The following is a 22,403-nucleotide window of genomic DNA, read 5'->3' as shown; positions in this document are numbered from 1 at the left end:
CCCCGAAAGGCCGGTCCGATTCTGTCGAGGGCACGACCCGAGCGGGCCGGATCACCCCGGGTTCCCACTCGAATGAGTGAGCTCCTCCCCCATCCAAGCGGGATTTATGCGGCTTGGATGGGGGAGGCGGCGCTCAGCCGCGCAGCACCGCTCCCGTCCGCTCGCCCGCGAGGGCGACCGCCGCGTCCCGCGCCGCCGACGCCTCGTCCACGGTCAGCGTCCGGTCGCCCGCCCGGAACCGCAGCGCGTACGCGAGCGACTTGCGGCCCTCGCCCAGCTGCTCCGCGTTCTCGTACACGTCGAACAGCCGGATGGACTCCAGCAGTTCGCCCGCGCCTTCGCGCAGCGCGGCCTCGACCTCGGCGGCCGGTACCGGCTTGTCCACGACGAGGGCGACGTCCTGCGTGGCGACCGGGAACGTGGAGATGCCCGGAGCCTGCGGCACGCCGTTGCCCGCCGCCTCCAGCGCGTCCAGGTCCAGCTCCATCGCGCAGGTGCGCTCGGGCAGGCCCAGGGCCTTCAGGACCCGCGGGTGCAGCTCGCCCGCGTGGCCGACGGCCTTCTCGGTGCCGTCGGCGACGACCACCAGCTCGGCGCACCGGCCGGGGTGCCAGGGACCGTACTGGCCCTTGCGCACGACCAGCTCCGCGCCGGCCTCGCCGGCGAGGGTGCGTGCCGCCTCCACGGCGTCGGCCCAGTCCGCCGGGCGGCCCTTGCCCCACCAGCCGGCCTGCTCGCGCGCGCCGGCCAGGACGACGGCCGCGTGCCGCGGCTGCTCGGGCAGCGCGGCGTTCAGCGCGGCGATCTCCTCGTCGGTGGGACGCCGGTCGACGGGCAGGTGCGCGGCGGCACGGTTTACCTCGCGCGGGTGGAAGACCAGCCCGGTCTCGAACAGCGCCAGGTCGTGCGAGCCCCGGCCCACGTTGCGCCGCAGGGCGCCGAGCAGGCCCGGCAGCAGCGTGGTGCGCAGCGCGGGCTCCTCGTCGCTGAGCGGGTTGACCAGCTTGACGACCCGGCGGGCCGGGTCGTCGGCCGCCAGCTGGAGCTGGTCGAAGACCTGCTCGCTGACGAAGGGGTAGTTCGGCGCCTCGACGTACCCGGCGCCGGCCAGCGCGCGGCCGGCCCGACGGTGCAGCCGCTGCCGGTGGGTCAGGCCCCGGCCGGAGGGCGGCTTGGGCAGCGTGGAGGGCAGGTTCTCGTAGCCCTCCAGGCGGATGACCTCCTCGGCGAGGTCGTTGGGGTCGGCCAGGTCGGGCCGCCAGGACGGGACGGTGACGATCAGCTCGTCCTGTCCGTAGACGTCGCAGCCGACCTCCTGGAGGCGGCGGACGACCGTCTCGCGGCCGTAGGTGACGCCCGCGACCTTGTCCGGGTGGTCGGCCGGGAGGGTGATGGTGTGCGGTGCCGAGGGCGCGATGACCTCGGTGACGCCGGCCTCCGCCGTGCCGCCCGCGAGCAGGACCAGCAGGTCCACGGTGCGCTGCGCGGCGGCGGCCGCCGCCTGCGGGTCGACGCCGCGCTCGAAGCGGCGGGACGCCTCGGACAGCAGCTTGTGCCGGCGGGCCGTACGGGCGATGGAGACGGCGTCGAAGTGGGCGGCCTCGATGACCACCTCGGTCGTCGCGCTCTCCGCGTCCTCGTGATCGGCGATCTCGGTGTTGGCGCCGCCCATCACGCCGGCGAGCCCGATCGGGCCGCGCTCGTCGGTGATGACCAGGTCCTCGGCGTGCAGGGTGCGCTCGACGCCGTCGAGGGTGACGAGCTTCTCGCCCTCCTCGGCCCGGCGCACGCCGATGGTGCCCTGGATCAGCTTCCGGTCGTAGGTGTGCAGCGGCTGGCCCAGCTCCATCATCACGTAGTTCGCGATGTCCACGGCGAGCGAGACCGGGCGCATGCCGACCTTCTGCAGCCGGCGCTGGAGCCAGATCGGGGAGCGGGCCTCGGGGCGCAGTCCGGTGACCGTGCGGGCGGTGAAGCGGTCGCAGCCGTGCGGCTCGGAGACCTGGACCGGGTAACCGAAGGCGTTCGGGGCCGGTACGTCGATCAGGGCCGGGTCGCGCAGCGGCAGGCCGTAGGCGATGGCGGTCTCGCGGGCCACGCCGCGGATGGACAGGCAGTCGCCGCGGTTGGCGGTGACGGCGATGTCCAGGACCTCGTCCACCAGCTCCAGCAGCTCGACGGCGTCCTTGCCGACCTCGGTCTCCGGCGGCAGCACGATGATGCCGTGGGTGCCGTCGTCGCCCATGCCCAGCTCGTCGCCGGAGCAGATCATGCCGTGCGAGACCTTGCCGTAGGTCTTGCGGGCGGCGATGGAGAAGCCGCCGGGAAGGGTGGCGCCGGGCAGGACCACGACGACCTTGTCACCGACCGCGAAGTTGCGGGCGCCGCAGACGATCTCCTGGGGCTCACCGGTGCCGTTGGCCTGGCCGACGTCGACCGTGCAGAAGCGGATCGGCTTCTTGAAGCCCTCCAGCTCCTCGATGGTCAGCACCTGGCCGACGACCAGCGGGCCCTTGAGGTCGGCGCCGAGCTGTTCGACGGTCTCGACCTCCAGGCCGGCCGAAATGAGCTTGGCCTGGACGTCGCGGCCGGTCTCCGTCGCCGGCAGGTCGACGTACTCCCGCAGCCAAGAAAGCGGGACCCGCATCAGATCTCCATCCCGAACGGCCGGGTGAACCGGACGTCACCCTCGACCATGTCTCGCATGTCTTCGACGTTGTGGCGGAACATCAGCATCCGCTCGATGCCGAACCCGAAGGCGAAGCCGCTGTACTTCTCCGGGTCGACGCCGCAGGCGGTGAGCACCCGCGGGTTGACCATGCCGCAGCCGCCGAGCTCGATCCAGCCCTCGGACGAGCAGGTGCGGCAGGGCCGGTCGGGGTTGCCGACGGACTCGCCCTTGCAGACGTAGCAGAGCATGTCCATCTCGGCGCTCGGCTCGGTGAAGGGGAAGAAGTTCGGGCGCAGCCGGGTCTTCATGCCCTCACCGAACAGGGACTGGACCATGTGGTCCAGGGTGCCCTTGAGGTCGGCCATGGTCAGGCCCTCGTCCACGGCGAGCAGCTCGACCTGGTGGAAGACCGGGGTGTGGGTGGCGTCCAGCTCGTCGGTGCGGTACACGCGGCCGGGGCAGATCACATAGACCGGCAGTCCGCGGTCGAGCAGCGAGCGGACCTGCACGGGCGAGGTGTGGGTGCGCAGCACCACACCGGAGGCGGCGTCGCCGTCGGGGCCCTGGACGAAGAAGGTGTCGGCCTCGCCGCGGGCCGGGTGGTCCGGGCCGATGTTGAGCGAATCGAAGTTGAACCACTCCGCCTCCGCCTCCGGGCCCTCGGCGACCTCGTAGCCCATGGCCACGAAGATGTCCTCGATGCGCTCCGAGAGCGTGGTGAGGGGGTGGCGGGCGCCGGCCGGGACGCGGTCGTACGGCAGCGTGACGTCGACGTCCTCCTCGACCAGCACCCGGGCGTCGCGCTCGGCCTCCAGTTCGGCCTGGCGGGCGGCGAGGCCCTTGTTGACGGCGCCGCGGGCCATACCGACGCGCTTGCCGGCCTCGGCCTTGGCGTGCGGGGGCAGGGCGCCGATCTCGCGGTTGGCGAGGGCCAGCGGGGAGGCGGGGCCGGTGTGGGCGACCTTGGCCTCGTGGAGCGCGTCGAGGGAGTCCGCGGCGGCGAAGGCGGCGAGCGCCTCGTCCCGCATGCGCTCGATCTCTTCCGGTTTCAACGCCTCGACCTCGACAGGGTCGTACGACTTATTGGGTGCCGACATCTCTTCCCGTGCTTCCGATTGTTCCCCAGCCGACGCTGGGGGGTGCCCCCTGGCGGATGGTGCCCGTCACCGACTCGCGAGGGCCCGTGAAGGACACAAAGGTGCCAAAGGCCGAGTCTAACGGGGTGGCGGTATGCGGAGAGCCCGTGGGCCGTCAGGCGAGATACGCCGGGGCCGCCACGGGCAGGGTAAATCGGAACTCGGCGCCGCCGCGGGGGGCGCGGCCGACCGTGATGGTGCCGCCGTGGGCCTCCACGATGCCCTTGACGATGTAGAGCCCGAGGCCGGTGCCGCCACGCTTGCTGCCCCGCCAGAAGCGGGTGAAGACGCGGTTCATGGACTCCTCCGGGATGCCGGGCCCTTCGTCGCTCACCGTGACCGATGTGCCGGTTTCCTCGCCCTCGCGCGGGGACGCCGAGGGCGTGACATCGATGGTGACGGTTCCCTCGCCGTGCCGCACGGCATTTTCGATGAGGTTGCTGAGCACCTGGTCGATCTTGTCGGGGTCGGCCCACAGGGCGGGCAGCGGCTGTTCGATGCGCAGCAGGAACCGCTCGGCGGGCTGGCCGGCCGCCACATAGGCCTGGATGTGCCGGGAGACGGCGGCTCCTATGTCGACGGGCTGGCGGCGGACCTCCAGGCGCCCGGAGTCGATGCGGGAGATGTCCAGCAGTTCGGCGATGAGCCGGGTGACCCGGTCGGCGTCGGCGTCGACGGTCTCCAGCATGAGCCGTTTCTGGTCGTCGGTGAAGCGTTCCCATTTGGCGAGCAGGGTGGCGGTGAAGCCCTTCACCGAGGTCAGCGGGGAGCGCAGCTCATGGGCGACGGTGGCGATCAGCTCGGCGTGGCTGCGCTCGGTGCGGCGGCGGGCCTCGGTGTCCCGGAGGGAGACGACCACGGACCGCACCGGCCCCAGCGGTTCGTCGCGTACGTAGCGGACGGTGACCAGGACCTCCCGGCCGCCCGGCAGCAGCAGGTTGCGCTCGGGCTGCCGGGCCCGGATGGCGAGTCCGCCGTAGGGGTCGGTGAGCTGCCACCAGCGGCGCCCCTCCAGGTCCTCTAATGGCAGCGCCTTCTCCAGCGGCTGTCCGAGGGCGCCGGCGGGCGGTACCCCGGTGATGCGCGCGGCGGCGGCGTTGAAGCAGGTCACGCGGCCTTTTTCGTCGGCGACGACGAGGCCGTCGGGCAGCTGCTCCGGGTCGAGGCCCCGGTTGCCGCCCGGGCCGGGCACGGGTGTGTCCCGTTCGTCCCGTCCCTCCGGCGCGGTGCTCGTGCCGGCCACACTCATCCCCGTACCCCACCTCTCAGACGGCGCAGGGCCCCGCGCTGGTCACCCTACTAGCTCTCGGTGACGGAGCGGCACCCTCCGGAGGCGCGCTGTGCACGGGCCGACGCGTACAGGCATACGGCGGCGGCCGTGGCGAGGTTCAGGCTCTCGGCCTTGCCGTGGATGGGCACGCGTACGACGGCGTCGGCGAGGGCGCGGGTCTCCTCGGGCAGCCCCCAGGCCTCGTTGCCGAACACCCAGGCGGTGGGTCCGCCCATGGTGCCCTTGTCCAGTTCCTCGTCCAGGTCGCGGTCGCCGGCCCCGTCGGCGGCGAGGATCCGCACCCCGGCCTCCTGCAGACCGGCCACGGCCCGCTCGACGGGGACGCCGACGGCGACGGGCAGATGGAAGTGGGAGCCGACGGAGGCCCGGACGGCCTTGGGGTTGTACAGGTCCACGGAGGCGTCGGTGAGGATCACGGCCTCCGCGCCGGCGGCGTCGGCGCAGCGCAGCACGGTGCCGGCGTTGCCGGGGTCGCGTACGTGGGCGAGGACCGCGACCAGCCTGGGCCGGGCGGCGAGGATCTCCTCGAAGGGGGTGTCCAGGAACCGGCAGACCCCGACCAGGCCCTGCGGGGTGACGGTGGTGGAGATCTCGGCGATGACCTCCTCGGAGGCCAGGTGCACCCGGGCGCCGGCGTCGCGCGCCTCCCCCACGATGTCGGCGTACCGCTCGGCGGCCTCGACGGTGGCGAACAGCTCCACGAGCGTCGCGCTCCCGTCGGCACCCCGGTGCCCGGCACCCTCCCGCACCGCCTGCGGCCCCTCCGCGAGGAACAGCCGGTCCTTGCCCCGGAAGTTCCGCTTGGCAAGCCGCCGGGCAGCAGAGACACGCGCGGACCGGGGGGAGATCAGCTCGGGGCTGACGGGGGGCATGTTGTTCTTCACCTTCGGATGAGTTCTCTCGTCTTTCCACGCGGGGTGGCCGCGGCGCCCCGTAAGGAGCGCGGGGAACTGCGCGACAAGCCCCCACCGGCCGGCAGCCGGACGACTGCCTGGAGGCCCCAACAACAGGACCCGCAAGCTATGCAGCCTGCGGGTCCCGAAGTGAGCGTCGGCTAAAGCCGGCGCGGCGTCACGCGGCCTTGGGCGCGTTGACGTCCGACGGCAGCGCCTTCTGGGCGACCTCGACGAGCGCCGCGAAGGCGTTCGCGTCGTTCACGGCCAGCTCGGCCAGGATCTTGCGGTCGACCTCGACGTTCGCGGCCTTCAGACCCTGGATGAAGCGGTTGTAGGTGATGCCGTTGGCGCGGGCAGCGGCGTTGATGCGCTGGATCCACAGCTGACGGAAGTCGCCCTTGCGCTTCTTGCGGTCGTTGTAGTTGTAGACCAGCGAGTGGGTGACCTGCTCCTTGGCCTTGCGGTACAGGCGCGAACGCTGACCGCGGTAGCCGGAGGCCTGCTCCAGGATCGCCCGGCGCTTCTTGTGGGCGTTGACTGCCCGCTTGACGCGTGCCACTTGTTAACTCCTTGTAGCGGGGTCGTGGGGGTCCTCACACGACCCGGAAACGATTCGGTCCCGGTCCAGACGCACGGCGCTCACAGGGCGCCGCGGCGTCACTTGCCGAGAAGCTTCTTGATCTTCGCGGCGTCGCCCGGGGCCATCTCGGCGTTGCCGGTGAGGCGACGCGTGACGCGGGACGACTTGTGCTCAAGCAGGTGGCGCTTGCCGGCGCGCTCGCGGAGCACCTTGCCGGAGCCGGTGACCTTGAAGCGCTTGCTGGCACCGCTGTGCGACTTGTTCTTCGGCATAGCGCCGTTATCTCCTCGTCGGTGGCGCTCCGGTGCCCGGTCGTGAAAACCGGGCACGGTGGAGCGTCGCTCTCTTCTTTCGGTTACATCCTCGGGGACCTACAGGGACGTACGTCCCCCGGGGATCACGCCTCGGCCGGCTCCTCGGAAGGCGCCTCGGCCTCGGCAGGGTTCTGCGACTTGCCGGGGTTCGCCTTCGCTTCGGCCTTGCGGGCCTCCTGCGCCTGACGGGCCTCGGCCATCGCCTCGGTCTTCTTCTTGTGCGGACCGAGGACCATGATCATGTTTCGGCCGTCCTGCTTCGGGTTCGACTCCACGAAACCGAGGTCCTGGACGTCCTCCGCGAGCCGCTGCAGCAGTCGGTAGCCCAGCTCGGGGCGGGACTGCTCACGGCCACGGAACATGATCGTGATCTTGACCTTGTCGCCCTGCTTGAGGAACCGGACGACGTGACCCTTCTTGGTGTCATAGTCGTGCGGGTCGATCTTCGGCCGGAGCTTCATCTCCTTGATGACCGTGTGCGCCTGGTTCTTGCGCGCCTCACGGGCCTTCATGGCCGACTCGTACTTGAACTTCCCGTAGTCCATGAGCTTGCACACGGGCGGACGGGCGTTCGCCGCGACCTCGACCAGGTCCAGGTCGTACTCCTGCGCAAGCTCCAGTGCCTTCGCGAGCGGCACGATGCCGACCTGCTCGCCACTGGGACCGACAAGTCGCACCTCGGGAACGCGAATCCGGTCGTTGATGCGGGGCTCGGCGCTGATGGATCCTCCTCGGTAGCACCACGCGACGGTCTGGCGGACAGCCGCGTAACGTCTGTATTCGTTAGACCTAACCGCGCCGAAGCAGCAAAAATGCCCCGGACGATCACATGCGGGGCTCCTATACATCCGGAGCACCGCCGCGATGTCGCGGGGCGCGCTTTCGGGCGACTCCATCGCCCGTACGGAACGATGGCGGTCACCTGACCGGACCCGCCGTCCCGGAGGACGGACCAGGTGGGAGATCGGAGCCTCCACTTGTGGGCCGAACACGCAGGTGTCCGGCCGGTCGTTTCCCCCAGACTACAGGGTTGACACAGAGGGTGCCAAACCGTGCGCACGGGCCGTGCGGGGCGGACTCCCGCGGGCCGGGGCGCGCCCGGCGGGGCCTATCGTGTGGGGCATGAGTGACACCCCTCCTGAGTCCCCCGACTTCGACGCGATGACCCGGGACATCGCCGAGGTCCCCGCCGTCGAGGTGATCGTGACGGTCGCCGTCAACCTGATGAGCGCCGCCGCCGTGAAGCTCGGGCTGAGCGAGGAGGGCGAGAAGTACAAGGACCTGGACGAGGCCCGCAAGCTGATCACCGCGCTCGCCGGTCTGCTGGACGCGAGCGCGACCGAGATCAGCTCCTTCCACGCGGCCCCGCTGCGCGACGGCCTGAAGTCGCTCCAGCTGGCGTTCCGCGAGGCGTCGATCGTCCCGGACGAGCCGGGCCAGGGGCCGGGCGAGAAGTACACCGGCCCGGTCTACGGCTGACCCTCCCCGTACCTCGCGTACGGTCTCATTCCTTCACGTACAAGGGCTCGCCCGGAGGCGTGGTCCCGGCCGGCAGCAGCGCCAGGTCGAGGCCGCGCACCAGGCGGGCCCGCAGTGTTTCGTCGGCGGCGAGCCGTCCGGCGACCGCGCGGGCGGCCTCGGCGGGCGGCGCGGCCGGGTCGAGGACGAGGGCGAGGGTGCCGTCGGCCCGCCCGGGGCCGAGGTGGGCGCGCAGCACGGCGGGCTCCGCCGCCACCGCCGTACGGACGGCCGCCACCACGGCCGGGTCGGCGAGCGGGTCGGTGCTGGTGCGCCCCTCGGCGAGGGCGAGCAGCGCCGGGCCGGTCAGCTCGAACGGCACCGGTCCGGCGAGGTCCAGCACGACCGTGTCGGCCTTCTCGTGCGCGGCGGCCTGGAGCGCCTGGTGCAGGGGTACGGCGACCGGGCGGGCCGCGGGGTCCCAGCGGGCCAGGGAGTCGGTGGAGGTGAAGGCGGGCAGCGCGGTGCGGTCGCCGGCCTTCAGCGTGGGTACGGCCATGTCGCTGGTCTTCTCGCGGCGCAGCCCGTTCTCGTCCTCCTCCACCTCGCCGAGCACGGCGACGACGGGGACCAGCAGGCGGGCGCCCTTGAGCGCCTCCAGGACGGGCCCGAGGGCACCGCGGTCCTCGGCCCAGGCGGCGAGCGCGGCGCTCAGCCGGGGGTCGGCGGAGCCGTCGTCGTCGGAGAAGCCGGGGTCGGGAATGTTCTTGTTCGCCACGGTCACCGACCCTATAGGGGGGCGACCGGGCCAAGGGCCCCGGGCTGCGCGGGGCGGGGGCCGCCGGGCCGCGGTGCGGGTCTTCGTCGGTGCCCGGCTCGCTGCCGGGCGCTTCGGTGCGCTACCCGGGGGCCGGGGTACGTCGCCGGGCAGCGGGGCTCAGAGCCGGCGGCCGCGGCCGCGCCAGAGGACCACCCCGGCCACCAGGAGGACCGCGCCCACGCCGCCGGCGAGCGGAGCCGCCCAGCCGGCGGTGCCTTCGGCGGCCTCGGGGGTGTCCGGGCCGGGGCCGAAGTACTTCTCGCCGTACGACGCGGCGTGCAGGCGTCGCGGCTGGAGACGGGCGGCGGCCTTCAGTGCCGCCGCCGGGTCGATCATGCCGAAGCCCCGGGAGTCGTCCCGGCCGCCGGCCGGGGCGTCCCGCGCGGTGTCCTCCAGCAGCTTCTTGATCTGGGCCGGGGCGAGGCCGGGGTGGGCCGACCGGATCAGGGCCGCCGCTCCGGAGACGAAGGCGGAGGCCGCGCTCGTGCCCCAGCCCGCGTAGTACTTGTGGTCGGGGTCGGCGATGACGACGTCGACGCCGGGCGCGCTGACCGCCGCGTACCAGCGGCGGGTGGAGAAGGCGGCGCGGGTGCCGTACTCGTCCACGGCGGTGACGGCGATGACGCCCGGGTAGGCGGCCGGGTAGGAGACGTGGTCGCCCTTGTCTCCGCCGTTGCCCGCGGAGGCGACGACGACCACGCCTTTGCCCAGGGCGTACTGCACGGCCTCGTCCTCGCCGGGTTCGGGATGGGCGGAGCTGGAGTCGTCGCCGAGGGAGAGGTTGATGACGTCGGCGCCGTGGTCGGCGGCCCAGCGGATGCCGTCGGCCAGGGCGGTGCCGCGGGTGGTGCGGGCCTTGGCACGGGCGGGATCGCCGTCCTCCAGGATCACGCGGACCGGCAGGATCTTCGCCTCCGGGGCCACACCCAGGACGCCGTCGGCGTTGCCGGGGCCGTGGCCGTGCCCGGCGATGATGCCGGCCATGGCGGTGCCGTGCCGGGCCCACAGGCGTTCGCCGGGCCCGGCGCCGAAGCCGATCATGTCCTTGCCGGGCAGCACGTTCCCGGCGAGGTCCGGGTGGCCGGACTCCACGCCGGTGTCCAGGACGGCGACGGTGACGCCCCGGCCCTCGGTGGTCTGCCAGGCCTCCTCCAGGTGGAGCGCGGTCAGGGCCCACTGCCGGGCGCGCAGGCCGTCGGCGTGGGCCGAGGCGGCGGGCAGCAGGGCGAGGGAGGCGGTGAGCAGCAGGCTCGCCACGGCGGCGAGGGCCCTGCGGCGGCCGCCGGTCGATCGGGTCATGCGGACTTCTCCGTGGCCGTGCCGATGGTCTTGCGCAGCCGCCGTTCGATGCGGTCGGCCAGGCCCTTGGCCTCGTTGCCGAGGCCGGCCTGGGCCGGGGCGGTGGCGGCGCCGGTCCGGACGGCGTCGGCGGCGGGCTGGGGCGCGTCGACGATACGGCCGTCGGCCCACCCGGAGACGGCGTACGCCACCACGGGGGCGTCGGTGAGGACGGAGAGGGTCCAGGAGGCCCGCTGCCGGTCGCCGAAGCCGGCGGCGGCCGTGCCGGCGGCGGCGTACGGCCGGGGCATCAGGTCGGGGCGCCGGTCCAGGCGCTCCTCGCGGAAGCGGGCGGCGAGCGCGGCCATGGCGGCGGGGTCGGCGTCGGTGAACAGCAGGCCGACGGTGGTGACATGGCTCTGGGTGGCGTCGGTGTAGGTGGCGCGCAGCAGCCGTCGGCAGCCGGCCGGGGCCAGGGCCCGGGCCAGCAGCGGGTCGAAGGCGTGGGCGCAGCCGCCGTCCGGGGCCACGGCGATACGGGTCCAGGTGCGGTCGGCTCCGCCGGGGCCGGCGCCGGTGCCCTGGACGGTGGGCGGGAAGAGCTGGTCCACGGGCACGCTGTGCCAGAGACCGCCGGCGGCGCTGTACGCGGTGCGGGCGGCGGCGTCGTCGCCGTCCCCGGTGAGCCAGCTGCCGGCGGCGGCCCCGCCGACGAGGCCGAGGCCGAGGACGAGGCAGGTGGCGGCAGCGGCGGTGCGCGGGCCCACCCGGGGGCGCGTGCGCGCGCCGGGCAGCTCGGGTTCCGCCAACGACACGCGGGGCCGGCCGGCCGGACCGGTACGCCAGGAGCGGTCCGGGCCGGGCCTGCCGGGGCCTGCCGGTGCCCCGCCCGCCGGCGGACTCCCGGCCCGCACACCGGTCACCGGTCGGCCGGGCACCGGTCCATCACCGGGGGCAGACGCGACGCCGGTGGCAGGCCCGCCACCGGGGGCGGGCGGAACCGGACGCAGCCGCCTGGTCGTCTCCGACGCCGACTCGGCCGGGGCCGTCTGCCGGGGTGTCCCCCGCCGGGACGCCTGGTCGTCGCCGGGCCGTGACCCGGTCCCCGCCACCGGTGCCGGCTGTACGGCAGGCGCGGCAGGCGCGGCAACGGTCCCGGGAGCGACCCGCGAGGCGCTCCCCCCGGCCGTTCCCGCGGGCGTGTGCGCGGGAGTCGCCGCGGGGCCGGACCGAGCGCCGGGCCGGGCGCCGGACCTCACCGCGGGCCGCTCGCCCGGCCCCTGGGGTCCGCCGCCGGCACGCCCCGCACCGGCCCCCGCGCTCGGCGGCGCGTCGGGAAAGCGGGCGGACGCGGGCGGCGGAGGCGGGCTCACCGGATCGGGGACCTCGGGTACCGCCGGGGGACGCGGGGGTCGTACGGCGCGCGGGGTGAAAACCGACGGTTCGTCGTCGGGGTCGTCGGCCGGCTGAGGGGCCGTGGGCATCGAGGGGCGCGGGATCGTACCGGCCGCCGGCTCGATGGCGGCGCCGTCGAAGCGGGCCGTGTCGGTGCTCCCGGGGGGCGGCGGAGCCGAAGGGCGGGGCGGTACGGGGGTGTGCCGCGCTTCCGTGCTCATGCACCCCCCGTTTCCTCGTGCCCAGGGCCGTTTCCTTCGTACGCGGGCCGTCCGCCGTCCGCCCGGTGCGCAGGTTCCTTCCGGGCACGCATACCCGTACGGCCGGACGGGCATCCCGGTTCACCTGGGGCCGCCGGGCGCGGTCCGTCGCACGTGCGCGTTACTCTACGGCTTGTCGGGGGCCGGGACGGAACCGGTCCACGTGCCCGGGGCATCTGCCCGGAACGTCCCCCTACCCTGCGGTAATCCTCTCTGGCAGGCTTCCGCCATGACTGCGCCTGCCGCCGCCCGGGCCCGTTACGACCGGGCCACCGCCCATCTCGACGCCCCCCTCGCGATCGTCGACCTGGACGCGTTCGACGCCAACGCGGACGACCTGCTGCGCCGGGCCGGGGGCAAGCCCGTGCGGGTCGCCAGCAAGTCGGTGCGCTGCCGGGCCCTGCTGGAGCGGGTCCTGGCCAAGGACGGCTTCCGGGGCGTCATGTCGTTCACCCTGGCCGAGTCGCTGTGGCTGGCGCGGTCGGGGTTCGAGGACGTGCTGCTGGCCTATCCGTCCGCCGACCGGGCGCACTTCGCCGAGCTGGCCGCCGATCCGAAGCTCGCCGGTGCCGTCACCGTGATGGTCGACGATCCGGCGCACCTGGACCTCATCGACGCCGCCCGCGACGGCGGGCGCGAAGTCGTGCGGGTGTGCCTGGAGTTGGACACCTCGCTACGGCTGCTGGGCGGCCGGGTGCGGATCGGCGCCCGGCGCTCGCCGCTGCACTCCCCCGCCCGACTCGCCGAGCTGGCCCGCTCGGTGGCCCGGCGGCCGGGCTTCCGGCTGGTGGGGATCATGGCGTACGAGGGGCATGTCGCCGGTGTCGGGGACGCGGTCGCGGGCCGGCCGGTGCGGTCCCGGGCGATCCGGCTGATGCAGGCCGCCGCCCGGCGGGAGCTGGCCGAGCGGCGGGCGGCGGTCGTGCGGGCGGTACGGGCCGTCGCCCCGGACCTGGAGTTCGTGAACGGCGGCGGCACCGGCAGTGTGCAGCACACCGCCGCCGAGGACGCGGTCACCGAGATAGCCGCCGGTTCGGGGCTGTACGTGCCGCGCCTGTTCGACAACTACACCTCGTTCACGGGCCGTCCGGCCGCCCTGTTCGCGCAGCCGGTGGTCCGGCGGCCCGGTGTCGGTGTCGTCACGGTGCTCGGCGGCGGTTACCCGGCCTCCGGTGCCGCCGGGCCCGACCGGCTGCCGGTGCCGTATCTGCCCGAGGGGCTGCGGTACGACCCGCAGGAGGGCGCCGGGGAGGTGCAGACCCCGCTGCTCGGCTCGCCCGCCGACGACCTGCTCATCGGTGACAAGGTGTGGTTCCGGCACGCCAAGGCGGGCGAGCTGTGCGAGCGGTTCGAGGCGCTGCACCTGATCGAGGGGGACGCGGTGACCGCGACCGTGCCGACCTACCGGGGTGAGGGGCGCGCCTTCCTGTGAGACGTCCTACAGGGGGGTGACGTAGGCGCCGGTGAGGCCGCCGTCCACCAGGAAGTCGGTGGCGTTGACGAAGGAGGAGTCGTCGCTGGCGAGGAAGGCGACGGCGGCGGCGATCTCCTCGGCCTCGGCGAACCGGCCGGCGGGGATGTGCACCAGGCGGCGCGCGGCGCGCTCGGGGTCCTTGGCGAACAGCTCCCGCAGGAGCGGGGTGTTGACCGGGCCGGGGCACAGGGCGTTGACCCGGATGCCCTCCCGGGCGAACTGCACGCCGAGTTCACGGGACATGGCGAGGACTCCGCCCTTGGACGCGGTGTACGAGATCTGGCTGGTGGCCGCGCCCATCCGGGCCACGAAGGACGCGGTGTTGATGATGGAGCCCTTGCCCTGGCGCCGCATATAGGGGATGGCGGCCTTGCAGCACAGGTACACGGAGGTGAGGTTGACCTCCTGGACGCGTTTCCAGGCCTCCAGGCCGGTCTCCAGGATGGAGTCGTCGTCGGGCGGGGAGATGCCGGCGTTGTTGAAGGCGACGTCGACGCTGCCGTAGGTGTCGTACGCCGTCTTGAACAGCGCCTCGACCTGCTCGGGGTCGGTGACGTCGGTCCTGACGAAGAGTCCGCCCACCTCGTCGGCGGCGGCCTTGCCGCGTACCTCGTCCACGTCCGCGCAGACCACGTGGGCGCCCTCGGAGGCGAGGCGGCGGGCGGTGGCGAGGCCGATGCCGCTGCCGGCTCCGGTCACGACGGCGGTACGGCCGGTCAGGCGGCGGCAGACACTGTTGTCGGTCACTGTGCGGGGCCCTCCGTGCTGATGAAGACGTTCTTGGTCTCGGTGAAGGCGGTCAGGGCGTCGGGGCCGAGTTCGCGGCCGAGCCCGGAGTGCTTGAAGCCGCCGAACGGGGTCCAGTAGCGGACGCTGGAGTGGGAGTTCACGGACAGGTTGCCCGCGCGGACGGCCTGGGAGACGCGCAGGGCACGGCCCACGTCCCGGGTCCAGACCGAGCCGGACAGGCCGTAGGGGGTGTCGTTGGCGAGGCGGACGGCGTCCTGCTCGTCGGTGAAGGGCAGCAGGACGGCCACGGGTCCGAAGATCTCCTCGCGGGCCGCCCGGCTGTCGTGCCGCTCCCCGGTGAGCACGGTCGGCGGGAACCAGAAGCCGGGGCCGTCGGGGGCGCTGCCGCGCAGGGCCGGGGCGCCGTCGGGGACGTAGGACCGTACGCGCTCCCGCTGCCGTGCCGAGATCAGCGGGCCCATCTGGGTCTTCTCGTCGGCCGGGTCGCCGACGACCACCGCGGCCAGCGCCTCGGCGAGCAGTTCCCTGGCCTCTTCCAGCACGGTCTGCTGGATCAGGATGCGGGTGCGGGCGCAGCAGTCCTGGCCGGAGTTGTCGAGGAAGGAGAAGGGGTCGAGGGCGGCGGTGAGGTCGGCGTCGGCGAAGACGACGTTGGGGCTCTTGCCGCCGAGTTCGAGGGTGACCGGTTTGACCAGCCGGGCGCAGCGTTCCATGACCTCGCGGCCGGTGCGGGTGGAGCCGGTGAACACGATCTTGGCGACGTCCGGGTGGTCCACCAGGGCGCGGCCGGCGGTGGTGCCGTAGCCGGGCAGCACCTGGAGGACGTGTTCGGGCAGGCCCGCCTTAAGGGCCAGTTCGGCGAGGCGGAGCGCGGTGAGCGGCGTGGCCTCGGCGGGCTTGAGGACGACCGTGTTGCCCGCGGCGAGCGCCGGGAAGGAGCCCCAGGCGGCGATCGGCATGGGGAAGTTCCAGGGGGCGATCACCCCGATCACGCCCAGGGGTTCGTGGAAGGTGACGTCCCAGCCGCCGGGTGCCGGGATCTGGCGGCCGAGCAGGCGTTCGGCGCCGCCGGCCGCGTACAGGAGCAGGTCGCGGGCGTTGCCGGCCTCCCAGCGGGCGTTGCCGAGGGTGTGGCCGGCCTCGCGGACCTCCAGCCGGGCGAGCTCCTCGGTGTGGGCGTCGACCACGTCCGCGAAGCGGCGCAGCAGCCGGGCCCGGTCGGCGGGGGCGAGGGCGGCCCAGGTCCGCTGGGCCCGTACGGCCCGTGCGACGGCCGCGACGACGTCCTCCTCGCTGGCGGCGGCAACGGTGGCGACGGTCTCCTCGGTGGCGGGGTTCAGGACGGTCAGCTCGTTCGGGTCGGACACGTGGTGACCTTTCACAGGCGTTCGAAGGAGCGGCGCAGCTCCCAGTCGGTGACCGCGGCGTCGAAGGCGTCCAGCTCGACGCGCGCCATGTTGCGGTAGTGCGCGACCACCTCGTCCCCGAAGGCGGCCTTGGCGATCGGGCTGTCCTCCCACAGTCCGGCGGCCTCCCGGAGGGTGGTGGGGACGTGCTCGAACCCGGCGGTGTAGGCGTTTCCGGGGCAGGGTTCGGGCAGTTCGAGTTCGTGCTCGATGCCGTACAGGCCGGCCGCGACCAGTCCGGCGACGGCGAGGTGGGGGTTGACGTCCCCGCCGGGGAGGCGGTTCTCGAAGCGCAGGGAGCGGCCGTGGCCGACCACGCGCAGGGCGCAGGTGCGGTTGTCGTGGCCCCAGGCGACGGCGGTGGGCGCGAAGGAGCCGGGCTGGAACCGCTTGTAGGAGTTGATGTTGGGGGCGTACAGCAGGCAGAAGTCGCGCAGGGCGGCGAGCTGTCCGGCGAGGAAGTGCCGCATCACGTCGGACATGCCGTCGGGGCCGGCCATCGCGTTGCGGCCGTCGGCGTCGGCGAGGGAGAGGTGGATGTGGCAGGAGTTGCCCTCGCGTTCGTTGTACTTGGCCATGAAGGTGATCGAGACGCCCTCCTGGGCGGCGATCTCCTTGGCGCCGGTCTTGTACAGGGCGTGCTGGTCGCAGGTGCGCAGGGCCTCGGCGTAGCGGAAGGCGATCTCGTGCTGGCCGGGGTTGCACTCGCCCTTGGCGGACTCCACGGTGAGGCCGGCGCCGGCCATGTCGTTGCGCAGCCGGCGCAGCAGGGGTTCGACGCGGCCGGTGCCGAGGATGGAGTAGTCGACGTTGTACTGGTTGGCGGGGGTCAGGCCGCGGTAGCCCGCGTCCCAGGCCGCCTCGTAGCTGTCCTTGAAGACGATGAACTCCAGCTCGGTGCCGACCTGGGCGGTGTAGCCGTAGGCGGCGAGCCGCTCCAGCTGGCGGCGCAGGATCTGGCGGGGCGCGACGGCGACCGGGGTGCCGTCGTGCCAGGCGAGGTCGGCCAGGAGCAGGGCGGTGCCGGGGTGCCAGGGGACGCGGCGCAGGGTGGCGGGGTCGGGGCGCATGGCGAAGTCGCCGTAGCCGCGCTCCCAGGAGGACATCGCGTAGCCGTCGACGGTGTTCATCTCGGGGTCGACCGCGAGGAGGTAGTCGCAGCCCTCGGTGCCGTGGTGGAGGACCTCGTCGAGGAAGAAGCGGGCGGCGAACCGCTTGCCCTGGAGCCGCCCCTGCATGTCGGGGAAGGCCAGGACGACCGTGTCGATGTCGCCGCCGGCGACGAGGGCGTGCAGTTCCTCGACGCCGAGCGGGGGTGTGCGGTCTGCCACGGGAGAGCCTCCTTCGGCGCCAACGGCGCTTTCTCGGCCGAGCCGGGAGCCATAAGGTATTGCCGGGAACCATTGGTTGGGAAGGGGGCACGGCGGATGGCGGGAAAGGCGGGCCTGGACACGCCGGAGGACCGGCTCGCCGCGGTGCTGCGGCCGGTCCGGGCGGGCAACGGCTTCGAGGAGGCGCTGGAGCAGATCCTCCAGGTCGTCCGGCTGGGCCTGGTGCCGGACGGCGGGCGGCTGCCGGCCGAGCGGGAGCTGGCGGAGCGGCTCGGGATCAGCCGGGTGACGCTGCGCGAGGTGCTGAAGGTGCTCCAGGACCAGGGGCTGGTCGAGGCGCGGCGCGGGCGGTACGGCGGCACGTTCGTGCTGCCGCGTCCGGACGCCGGCGGCGAGGACGAGCTGCGGCGCCGGGTGGCCGGGGTCGACATCGAGGACGTGCTGCGCTTCCGGGAGGTGCTGGAGGTGGGCGCGGCCGGGCTGTGCGCGGCGCACGGGCTGGCCGGGGAGCGCGCGCGGCGGCTGCGGGAGGCGCTGGAGCGCACGTACGCGGTCCCGCTCGCCGGCTACCGGCGGGCGGACACGCTGCTGCACCTGACGCTGGCCGAGCTGTGCGGCTCGCCGTCGCTGGCCGAGCGGTACGCGGCGGTCCGGGCCACGGTGAACGACCTGCTGGACTGCATCCCGCTGCTGGTGCGCAACCTGGAGCACTCCCAGCGGCAGCACACCGCGCTGGTGGAGGCGGTGCTGGAGGGGGACGCGGACGGGGCCCGGGAGATGATGCGCGAGCACTGCGCGGGCACGGCGGCGCTGCTGCGGGGCTTCCTGGCCTGATCCGGCTGCACAAAGGTTCGACTCGCTACCTTTGGGGGATGCTCGGGTGGTGGTCTTGAAGGGAGCGCCGCGAACCAGCACGGTGGGACGAGGATCGCTGGGTTCCCGGGAGGGCAGCATGACGGCACGGCCGCTGATCGGCGTCAGCACGTATCTGGAGTCCGGCACGCGCTGGCGGGGGTGGGAGCTGGAGGCGGTGCTGCTGCCGGCCGCGTATCCGCGGGTGGTCCAGCGGGCCGGCGGGCTGGCGTTGCTGCTGCCGCCGGACGCGCCGGAGCGGGCCGCTACGGCCATCGCCCCGCTGGACGCGCTGGTCGTCGCGGGCGGCCCGGACGTCGACCCGGCCCGGTACGGCGCCGAGCGCTCCCCGCGCACCGGGCCGCCCGCGACGGAGCGGGACGCCTGGGAGCTGGCGCTGATCGAGGCCGCGCTGGCGGCCGGCGTGCCGCTGCTCGGCATCTGCCGGGGCATGCAGCTGCTGAACGTCGCCTTGGGCGGCACGCTGGTGCAGCACCTGGACGGACACGCGGAGACGGTCGGCGCGTTCGGCGGGCACCCGGTGAAGCCGGTACCGGGGACGCTGTACGGCGGGATCGTCCCGGAGGAGGTGACCGTGCCGACGTACCACCACCAGGCGGTGGAGCGGCTCGGCGCCGGGCTGGTGCCCTCGGCCTACGCGGCGGACGGCACCGTGGAGGCCGTGGAGCTGCCCGCGGACCGGGGCTGGGTGCTCGGCGTGCAGTGGCACCCCGAGCAGGGCGACGATCCGCGGATCATGCGTGCCCTGGTCGCGGCCGCTTCCTGAGCCGGGCCGGCGGCGACGCCCTCGGCACGCGGGTGGCGTGGGGTGGGGGCCGGTGCCGGGCGCGGGTGGTCCGCGGCCGAGCGCGCGGTTCCCCGCGCCCCTTTGGGGGCTCAGCCGCGGGTCAGGGACAAGAGTTCCCTAGCCGGTCCCGTGGGGCGGTGGCCGGTGGGCCAGACCGCTCGCAGGGCCCGGCGCAGGGGGACGCCCTCCACGGGGATGCTGACCAGACGGCGCAGGGACAGTTCCTCGCCCACCGCCAGTTCGCTGAGGACGGAGGGGCCCGCGCCGCTGACCGCGGAGGCCTTGACCGCCGTGGTCGAGGACAGTTCGATCAGGGGGCGGGCCAGGCCGCCGAGCGCCGCGTCCAGGACCTGGCGGGTGCCGGAGCCGCGCTCCCGGAGGATCAGCGGGGTGGAGGCCAGCTCCGCCGCCGTCAGGGGCCGCCGGCGCCGGGCCCACGGGTGGCCGGGCGCGGTGACGACGATCAGCCGGTCATGGGCGATGACCGTGGAGTCCAGGCCGGTCGGCACATCCAGCCCCTCCACGAACCCGAGGTCCGCATCCCCGGCCAGCAGCAGCTCCGCGACCTTCGCGGAGTTGCCCGCGAGCAGCGACACGGCCGTGTCGGGCCGCTCCGCGTGCAGGGCGAGCAGCCAGCCGGGCAGCAGGTACTCGGCGATGGTCATGCTGGCCGCGACCCGGAGCCGGGAGTCGCGCCGGTCCCTGAGCGCCCGCGCCCCCGCGTCGAAGGCCGCCGCCGCCTCCACCACCCGGCGGGCCCAGTCCGTGACCAGGGCACCCGCGTCGGTGAGCCGGGAGCCGCGCGGGGAGCGGTCGACGAGGGCCACGCCCAGCTGCCGTTCCATGGAGCGCAGCCGGCTGCTCGCGGCCGGCTGGGTGATGCCGACCTCGCGGGCCGCCGCGCCCAGACTGCCCAGCCGTGCCACCGCGAGCAGCAGCTCCAGCGCGGCCAGGTCCGGCACCCGGTGCGCCAAAGACGCGCTGCGTTCCTGCTGTCCCTCCGCCCTGCTCATAAAACCAGCTTATGCCCTCATAGACAGGAACTCCCTGGTCAGGAGCGAACCGGTGGGACATCGTGGGCGCATGATCACCGCAGTCCGGCCCCGTACGTCCCGCGTTAGACACCTCGGCCCCAACTGGTACGCCTCCGTGATGGGCACCGCCATCGTCGGCTCGGCCGGTGCCGCGCTGCCCGCGCCTGCGAACGGGCCGCGCGAGGTCTTCACGGCGGTGTGGGCGCTGTCGCTGCTGCTGCTGGTGATCCTGCTGGCCGCCCGTGCCGCGCACTGGGTCCGCCATCGCGACCAGGCCCGCGCTCACCTCCTCGATCCGGCCATGGCTCCCTTCCACGCCTGCCTGGCGATGGCGCTGCTGTCGGTGGGCGGCGGCGCCCTGACCACCGGCCGGGACCTGATCGGCATCCGCGCGGCCGTCGCCCTGGACACCGTGCTGTACACCGCGGGTACGGCGGCCGGGCTCGCGGCCGCCGTCGCCGTGCCGTACCTGATGGCCGTACGGCATCGGGTCGAGCCCGGCCAGGCCAGCCCGGTGTGGCTGCTGCCGCTGGTCGCGCCCATGGTGTCCGCCTCGGCCGGCCCGCTGCTGGTGCCGCACCTGCCGCCGGGGCAGCCCCGGGAGACCCTGCTGCTGGCGTGCCTGGCGCTGTTCGGGCTGAGCCTGCTGGCCGTGCTGCTGATGCTGCCGCTGGTGTTCGCCCGGCTGATCACCTCCGGGCCGCTGCCGCTCGCGCTCACCCCGACCCTGTTCCTGGTGCTCGGCCCGCTCGGGCAGTCTGCGACCGCCACCGGGATGATCGCGGACGCCGCGCCCGGGGTCGTACCGGCCCCCTACGACCGGGGCCTGGCGGTCTTCGCCGTGCTGTACGGCGTGCCCGTGATGGGGTTCGCGCTGCTCTGGCTGGCGCTGGCGACCGCGCACGTGGTGCGGGCCCGACGGCACGGCATGGGGTTCACGCTGACCTGGTGGGCGTTCACCTTCCCGGTGGGCACCTGTGTCACCGGCGCGGCCGCCCAGGCCCGGCACACCGGCCTGGCGGCGTACGAGGCGCTGGCCCTCGGTCTGTACGCCGTCCTGGTGGCGGCCTGGCTCGCGGCGGCCCGCGGCACCGTGCGCGGCCTGCTCAGCGGCGAGCTGCTCGCAGGGCCTCGGCCAGCACCCGTGGTGCTCGCGTCAGCGACGGGCCGTACCACGTCAGGTGCCGTCCGCTGACCAGGGCGCAGGGCAGGCCCCCAAAGGCCTCGGGGCCGTCGTCGGCGGTGAAGCGGTAGGGCTCGTCGGGCAGGACGACCAGGTCGGGGCCCGCCGCGCGCAGCTCGGCCACGGGGACGCGCGGATAGCGGTCGGGGTGGCCGGCGTAGAGGTGGTCCACGCCGAGGCGGGCCAGGACGTCACCCGCGAAGGTGTCCCGGCCGAGGACCATCCAGGGCCGGCGCCAGACGGGCACGACCGCCGTCCTGCGGTGCGCGGGCTCGGGCAGGGCCGCCCAGGCCTCCTCCGCCGCGTCCAGCCAGCCGGGCCGGTCCGGGGCGCCGCACGCGGTGAGCACCCGGTCCAGCTCGGTGAAGGCCTGCGGCACGCCGCGCACCTCGGTGACCAGCACCTCGATGCCGGCCGCCCGCAGGGCGTCGAGGTCGGCGGCGCGGTTCTCCTCCTCGTTGGCGATCACCAGGTCCGGTGCGAGGGAGACGATCCGGTCCACCCGGGGGTTCTTCGTGCCGCCGATCCGGGCGACGTCCAGGTCCGCCGGGTGGGTGCACCAGTCGGTGGCGCCGACGAGGACGCCGGGCAGCGTCACCGCGACGGCCTCGGTCAGGGACGGGACCAGGGAGACCACCCGTGTCACGGCGCCGCCTTCCGCCCGCCGCTCAGCGGTGGGATCTGTGCTGGACGGCCTCGATGTGCTCGGCGACCGCGACCACGATGATCCGGGTGTCCGGGACCGTGGCCCGCCAGCGATGCCGGACACCGCCGGTCAGATACAGGGTGTCGCCCCGGCCCAGCCGGTAGGCGCGGCCCTCCGCCTCGATCTCCACCGCGCCGTCGGCGACGTACATCAGCTCGTCGTTGCGGTGCTGGAGCTCGCGGCCGGCGTCGTGGTCGCCGGTGAACTCCGAGGCGTGCAGCTGGTGGTGGCCGCGCACCAGGGCGCGCGTGCGCGGGTCGAAGTCGCCCTCGGCGACCGGCTCGGCCCGCACCACGTCCACGCTGGCCGCCGGGTCGGCGGCGGCGAGGAGTTCGACGGCCGTGGTGCGCAGGGCGTCCGCCAGCTTCTCCAGGGAGGTGCTGCTCGGGCGGGCCCGGTCGTTCTCCACCTGGCTGAGGAAGGGCACCGACAGGCCGCTGCGCTCGGCCACGACGGCGAGGGTCAGTTCCAGCGCGCGGCGGCGCCGCCGGACGGCCGCGCCCACCCGCACGGGCTGCTGCTCTTTGTGGTCGCCCATCGCTCCGGCTCCCTCCCTCACTCGTCGTACCGCTGTCCGGGTGCCCCTTACGGGGCGCCCCTCTTCTGATGACTTCTCTGCACCCTACGCATGTTCGGCAAACCGTTTCACGTGCCTGTCACATCCCCGACACCTCCCTGATCCCCCACCCTTACTGTTCGCGCCAGTGTCATGGGGTACGGGCGGGCCCCGGGGGCGGTGCTCCGGGCGGATGAAGGCGCC

At 74.0% G+C, this 22,403-nt stretch carries 21 protein-coding genes; 5 read left to right on the top strand and 16 right to left on the bottom strand.

Annotation, left to right across the window (positions count from 1 at the left end; genetic code table 11):
* Positions 1-133: 133 nt before the first annotated feature.
* From pheT to infC, 7 genes are all read right to left on the bottom strand, one after another.
* Complete coding sequence (gene pheT, locus ABD350_RS24345) at positions 134-2,647, bottom strand: phenylalanine--tRNA ligase subunit beta (RefSeq protein WP_344350434.1); 2,514 nt, start codon at positions 2,645-2,647, stop codon at positions 134-136.
* Entirely contained in the window at positions 2,647-3,768 is a 1,122-nt protein-coding gene (pheS, locus tag ABD350_RS24340; RefSeq protein WP_344350433.1) for a phenylalanine--tRNA ligase subunit alpha, read from the bottom strand. The genes pheT and pheS overlap by 1 nt, the downstream gene beginning before the upstream one ends.
* A gap of 154 nt (positions 3,769-3,922) precedes the next feature.
* Positions 3,923-5,056: a sensor histidine kinase gene (locus ABD350_RS24335; RefSeq protein ID WP_344350432.1), complete on the bottom strand. Its 1,134-nt coding sequence runs from the start codon at positions 5,054-5,056 to the stop codon at positions 3,923-3,925.
* A gap of 50 nt (positions 5,057-5,106) precedes the next feature.
* The gene (locus ABD350_RS24330) at positions 5,107-5,970 is read right to left on the bottom strand and encodes a TrmH family RNA methyltransferase (protein ID WP_344350431.1); all 864 of its coding nucleotides are present in this window, start codon (positions 5,968-5,970) and stop codon (positions 5,107-5,109) included.
* A gap of 199 nt (positions 5,971-6,169) precedes the next feature.
* Entirely contained in the window at positions 6,170-6,553 is a 384-nt protein-coding gene (rplT, locus tag ABD350_RS24325; protein ID WP_006141703.1) for a 50S ribosomal protein L20, read from the bottom strand.
* A 98-nt stretch (positions 6,554-6,651) separates the two neighbouring features.
* On the bottom strand, positions 6,652-6,846 hold the full coding sequence (gene rpmI / locus ABD350_RS24320) for a 50S ribosomal protein L35 (protein ID WP_004933563.1): 195 nt from the start codon (positions 6,844-6,846) through the stop codon (positions 6,652-6,654).
* A gap of 125 nt (positions 6,847-6,971) precedes the next feature.
* A complete protein-coding gene (infC, locus tag ABD350_RS24315) occupies positions 6,972-7,610 on the bottom strand; it encodes a translation initiation factor IF-3 (RefSeq protein ID WP_078637498.1) in 639 nt (212 codons plus the stop codon).
* 400 nt (positions 7,611-8,010) lie between these two features.
* Between infC and ABD350_RS24310 the strand changes: the two genes are divergently transcribed.
* Positions 8,011-8,367, top strand: coding sequence for a DUF1844 domain-containing protein (locus ABD350_RS24310; RefSeq protein WP_344350430.1), 357 nt, complete (start codon positions 8,011-8,013; stop codon positions 8,365-8,367).
* Positions 8,368-8,392: 25 nt separating this feature from the next.
* Here the strand turns inward: ABD350_RS24310 and ABD350_RS24305 are convergent, their stop codons facing one another.
* The 3 genes from ABD350_RS24305 to ABD350_RS24295 form a co-directional block, all read right to left on the bottom strand.
* On the bottom strand, positions 8,393-9,124 hold the full coding sequence (locus ABD350_RS24305) for an SseB family protein (RefSeq protein WP_344350429.1): 732 nt from the start codon (positions 9,122-9,124) through the stop codon (positions 8,393-8,395).
* A 159-nt stretch (positions 9,125-9,283) separates the two neighbouring features.
* Entirely contained in the window at positions 9,284-10,465 is a 1,182-nt protein-coding gene (gene mycP, locus ABD350_RS24300; protein ID WP_344350428.1) for a type VII secretion-associated serine protease mycosin, read from the bottom strand.
* Positions 10,462-11,259, bottom strand: a complete 798-nt coding sequence (locus tag ABD350_RS24295; RefSeq protein ID WP_382466705.1) for a hypothetical protein — start codon at positions 11,257-11,259, stop codon at positions 10,462-10,464. The genes mycP and ABD350_RS24295 overlap by 4 nt, the downstream gene beginning before the upstream one ends.
* A 1,069-nt stretch (positions 11,260-12,328) precedes the next feature.
* Between ABD350_RS24295 and ABD350_RS24290 the strand changes: the two genes are divergently transcribed.
* Positions 12,329-13,531 carry an amino acid deaminase/aldolase gene (locus ABD350_RS24290; protein WP_344350426.1) on the top strand — a complete coding sequence of 401 codons (1,203 nt, stop codon included), beginning with the start codon at positions 12,329-12,331 and terminating at the stop codon, positions 13,529-13,531.
* Positions 13,532-13,537: 6 nt separating this feature from the next.
* On the opposite strand, the gene ABD350_RS24285 is transcribed toward ABD350_RS24290, so the two are convergent.
* From ABD350_RS24285 to ABD350_RS24275, 3 genes are read right to left on the bottom strand one after another with little or no spacing between them, the layout of a single operon-like run.
* Positions 13,538-14,320, bottom strand: coding sequence for a 3-oxoacyl-ACP reductase (locus tag ABD350_RS24285; protein ID WP_344350425.1), 783 nt, complete (start codon positions 14,318-14,320; stop codon positions 13,538-13,540).
* On the bottom strand, positions 14,317-15,690 hold the full coding sequence (locus ABD350_RS24280; RefSeq protein ID WP_344350424.1) for an aldehyde dehydrogenase family protein: 1,374 nt from the start codon (positions 15,688-15,690) through the stop codon (positions 14,317-14,319). The genes ABD350_RS24285 and ABD350_RS24280 overlap by 4 nt, the downstream gene beginning before the upstream one ends.
* A gap of 11 nt (positions 15,691-15,701) precedes the next feature.
* Complete coding sequence (locus ABD350_RS24275) at positions 15,702-17,060, bottom strand: glutamine synthetase family protein (RefSeq protein WP_344350423.1); 1,359 nt, start codon at positions 17,058-17,060, stop codon at positions 15,702-15,704.
* 96 nt (positions 17,061-17,156) lie between these two features.
* Here ABD350_RS24275 and ABD350_RS24270 point away from each other — a divergent pair, with 96 nt between their 5' ends.
* Positions 17,157-17,894, top strand: coding sequence for a FadR/GntR family transcriptional regulator (locus tag ABD350_RS24270; protein WP_344350422.1), 738 nt, complete (start codon positions 17,157-17,159; stop codon positions 17,892-17,894).
* Positions 17,895-18,012: 118 nt separating this feature from the next.
* Positions 18,013-18,699 carry a gamma-glutamyl-gamma-aminobutyrate hydrolase family protein gene (locus ABD350_RS24265; RefSeq protein ID WP_344350421.1) on the top strand — a complete coding sequence of 229 codons (687 nt, stop codon included), beginning with the start codon at positions 18,013-18,015 and terminating at the stop codon, positions 18,697-18,699.
* Positions 18,700-18,809: 110 nt separating this feature from the next.
* On the opposite strand, the gene ABD350_RS24260 is transcribed toward ABD350_RS24265, so the two are convergent.
* Complete coding sequence (locus tag ABD350_RS24260; protein WP_344350420.1) at positions 18,810-19,733, bottom strand: LysR family transcriptional regulator; 924 nt, start codon at positions 19,731-19,733, stop codon at positions 18,810-18,812.
* Positions 19,734-19,803: 70 nt separating this feature from the next.
* Here ABD350_RS24260 and ABD350_RS24255 point away from each other — a divergent pair, with 70 nt between their 5' ends.
* Complete coding sequence (locus ABD350_RS24255; protein ID WP_344350419.1) at positions 19,804-20,949, top strand: TDT family transporter; 1,146 nt, start codon at positions 19,804-19,806, stop codon at positions 20,947-20,949.
* Here ABD350_RS24255 and ABD350_RS24250 read toward each other — a convergent pair.
* Positions 20,861-21,583: a helical backbone metal receptor gene (locus ABD350_RS24250; protein WP_344350418.1), complete on the bottom strand. Its 723-nt coding sequence runs from the start codon at positions 21,581-21,583 to the stop codon at positions 20,861-20,863. The two genes, ABD350_RS24255 and ABD350_RS24250, sit on opposite strands and share 89 nt — an antisense overlap.
* Positions 21,584-21,605: 22 nt before the next feature.
* Positions 21,606-22,181, bottom strand: coding sequence for a helix-turn-helix domain-containing protein (locus tag ABD350_RS24245; RefSeq protein WP_344350417.1), 576 nt, complete (start codon positions 22,179-22,181; stop codon positions 21,606-21,608).
* Positions 22,182-22,403: the final 222 nt, after the last annotated feature.

Source organism: Streptomyces nogalater (genome assembly GCF_039532885.1).
Taxonomy (GTDB): domain Bacteria; phylum Actinomycetota; class Actinomycetes; order Streptomycetales; family Streptomycetaceae; genus Streptomyces; species Streptomyces nogalater.
Note: the sequence above shows the minus strand (reverse complement) of the source record. Positions and strands in the feature narration are given on the sequence as shown.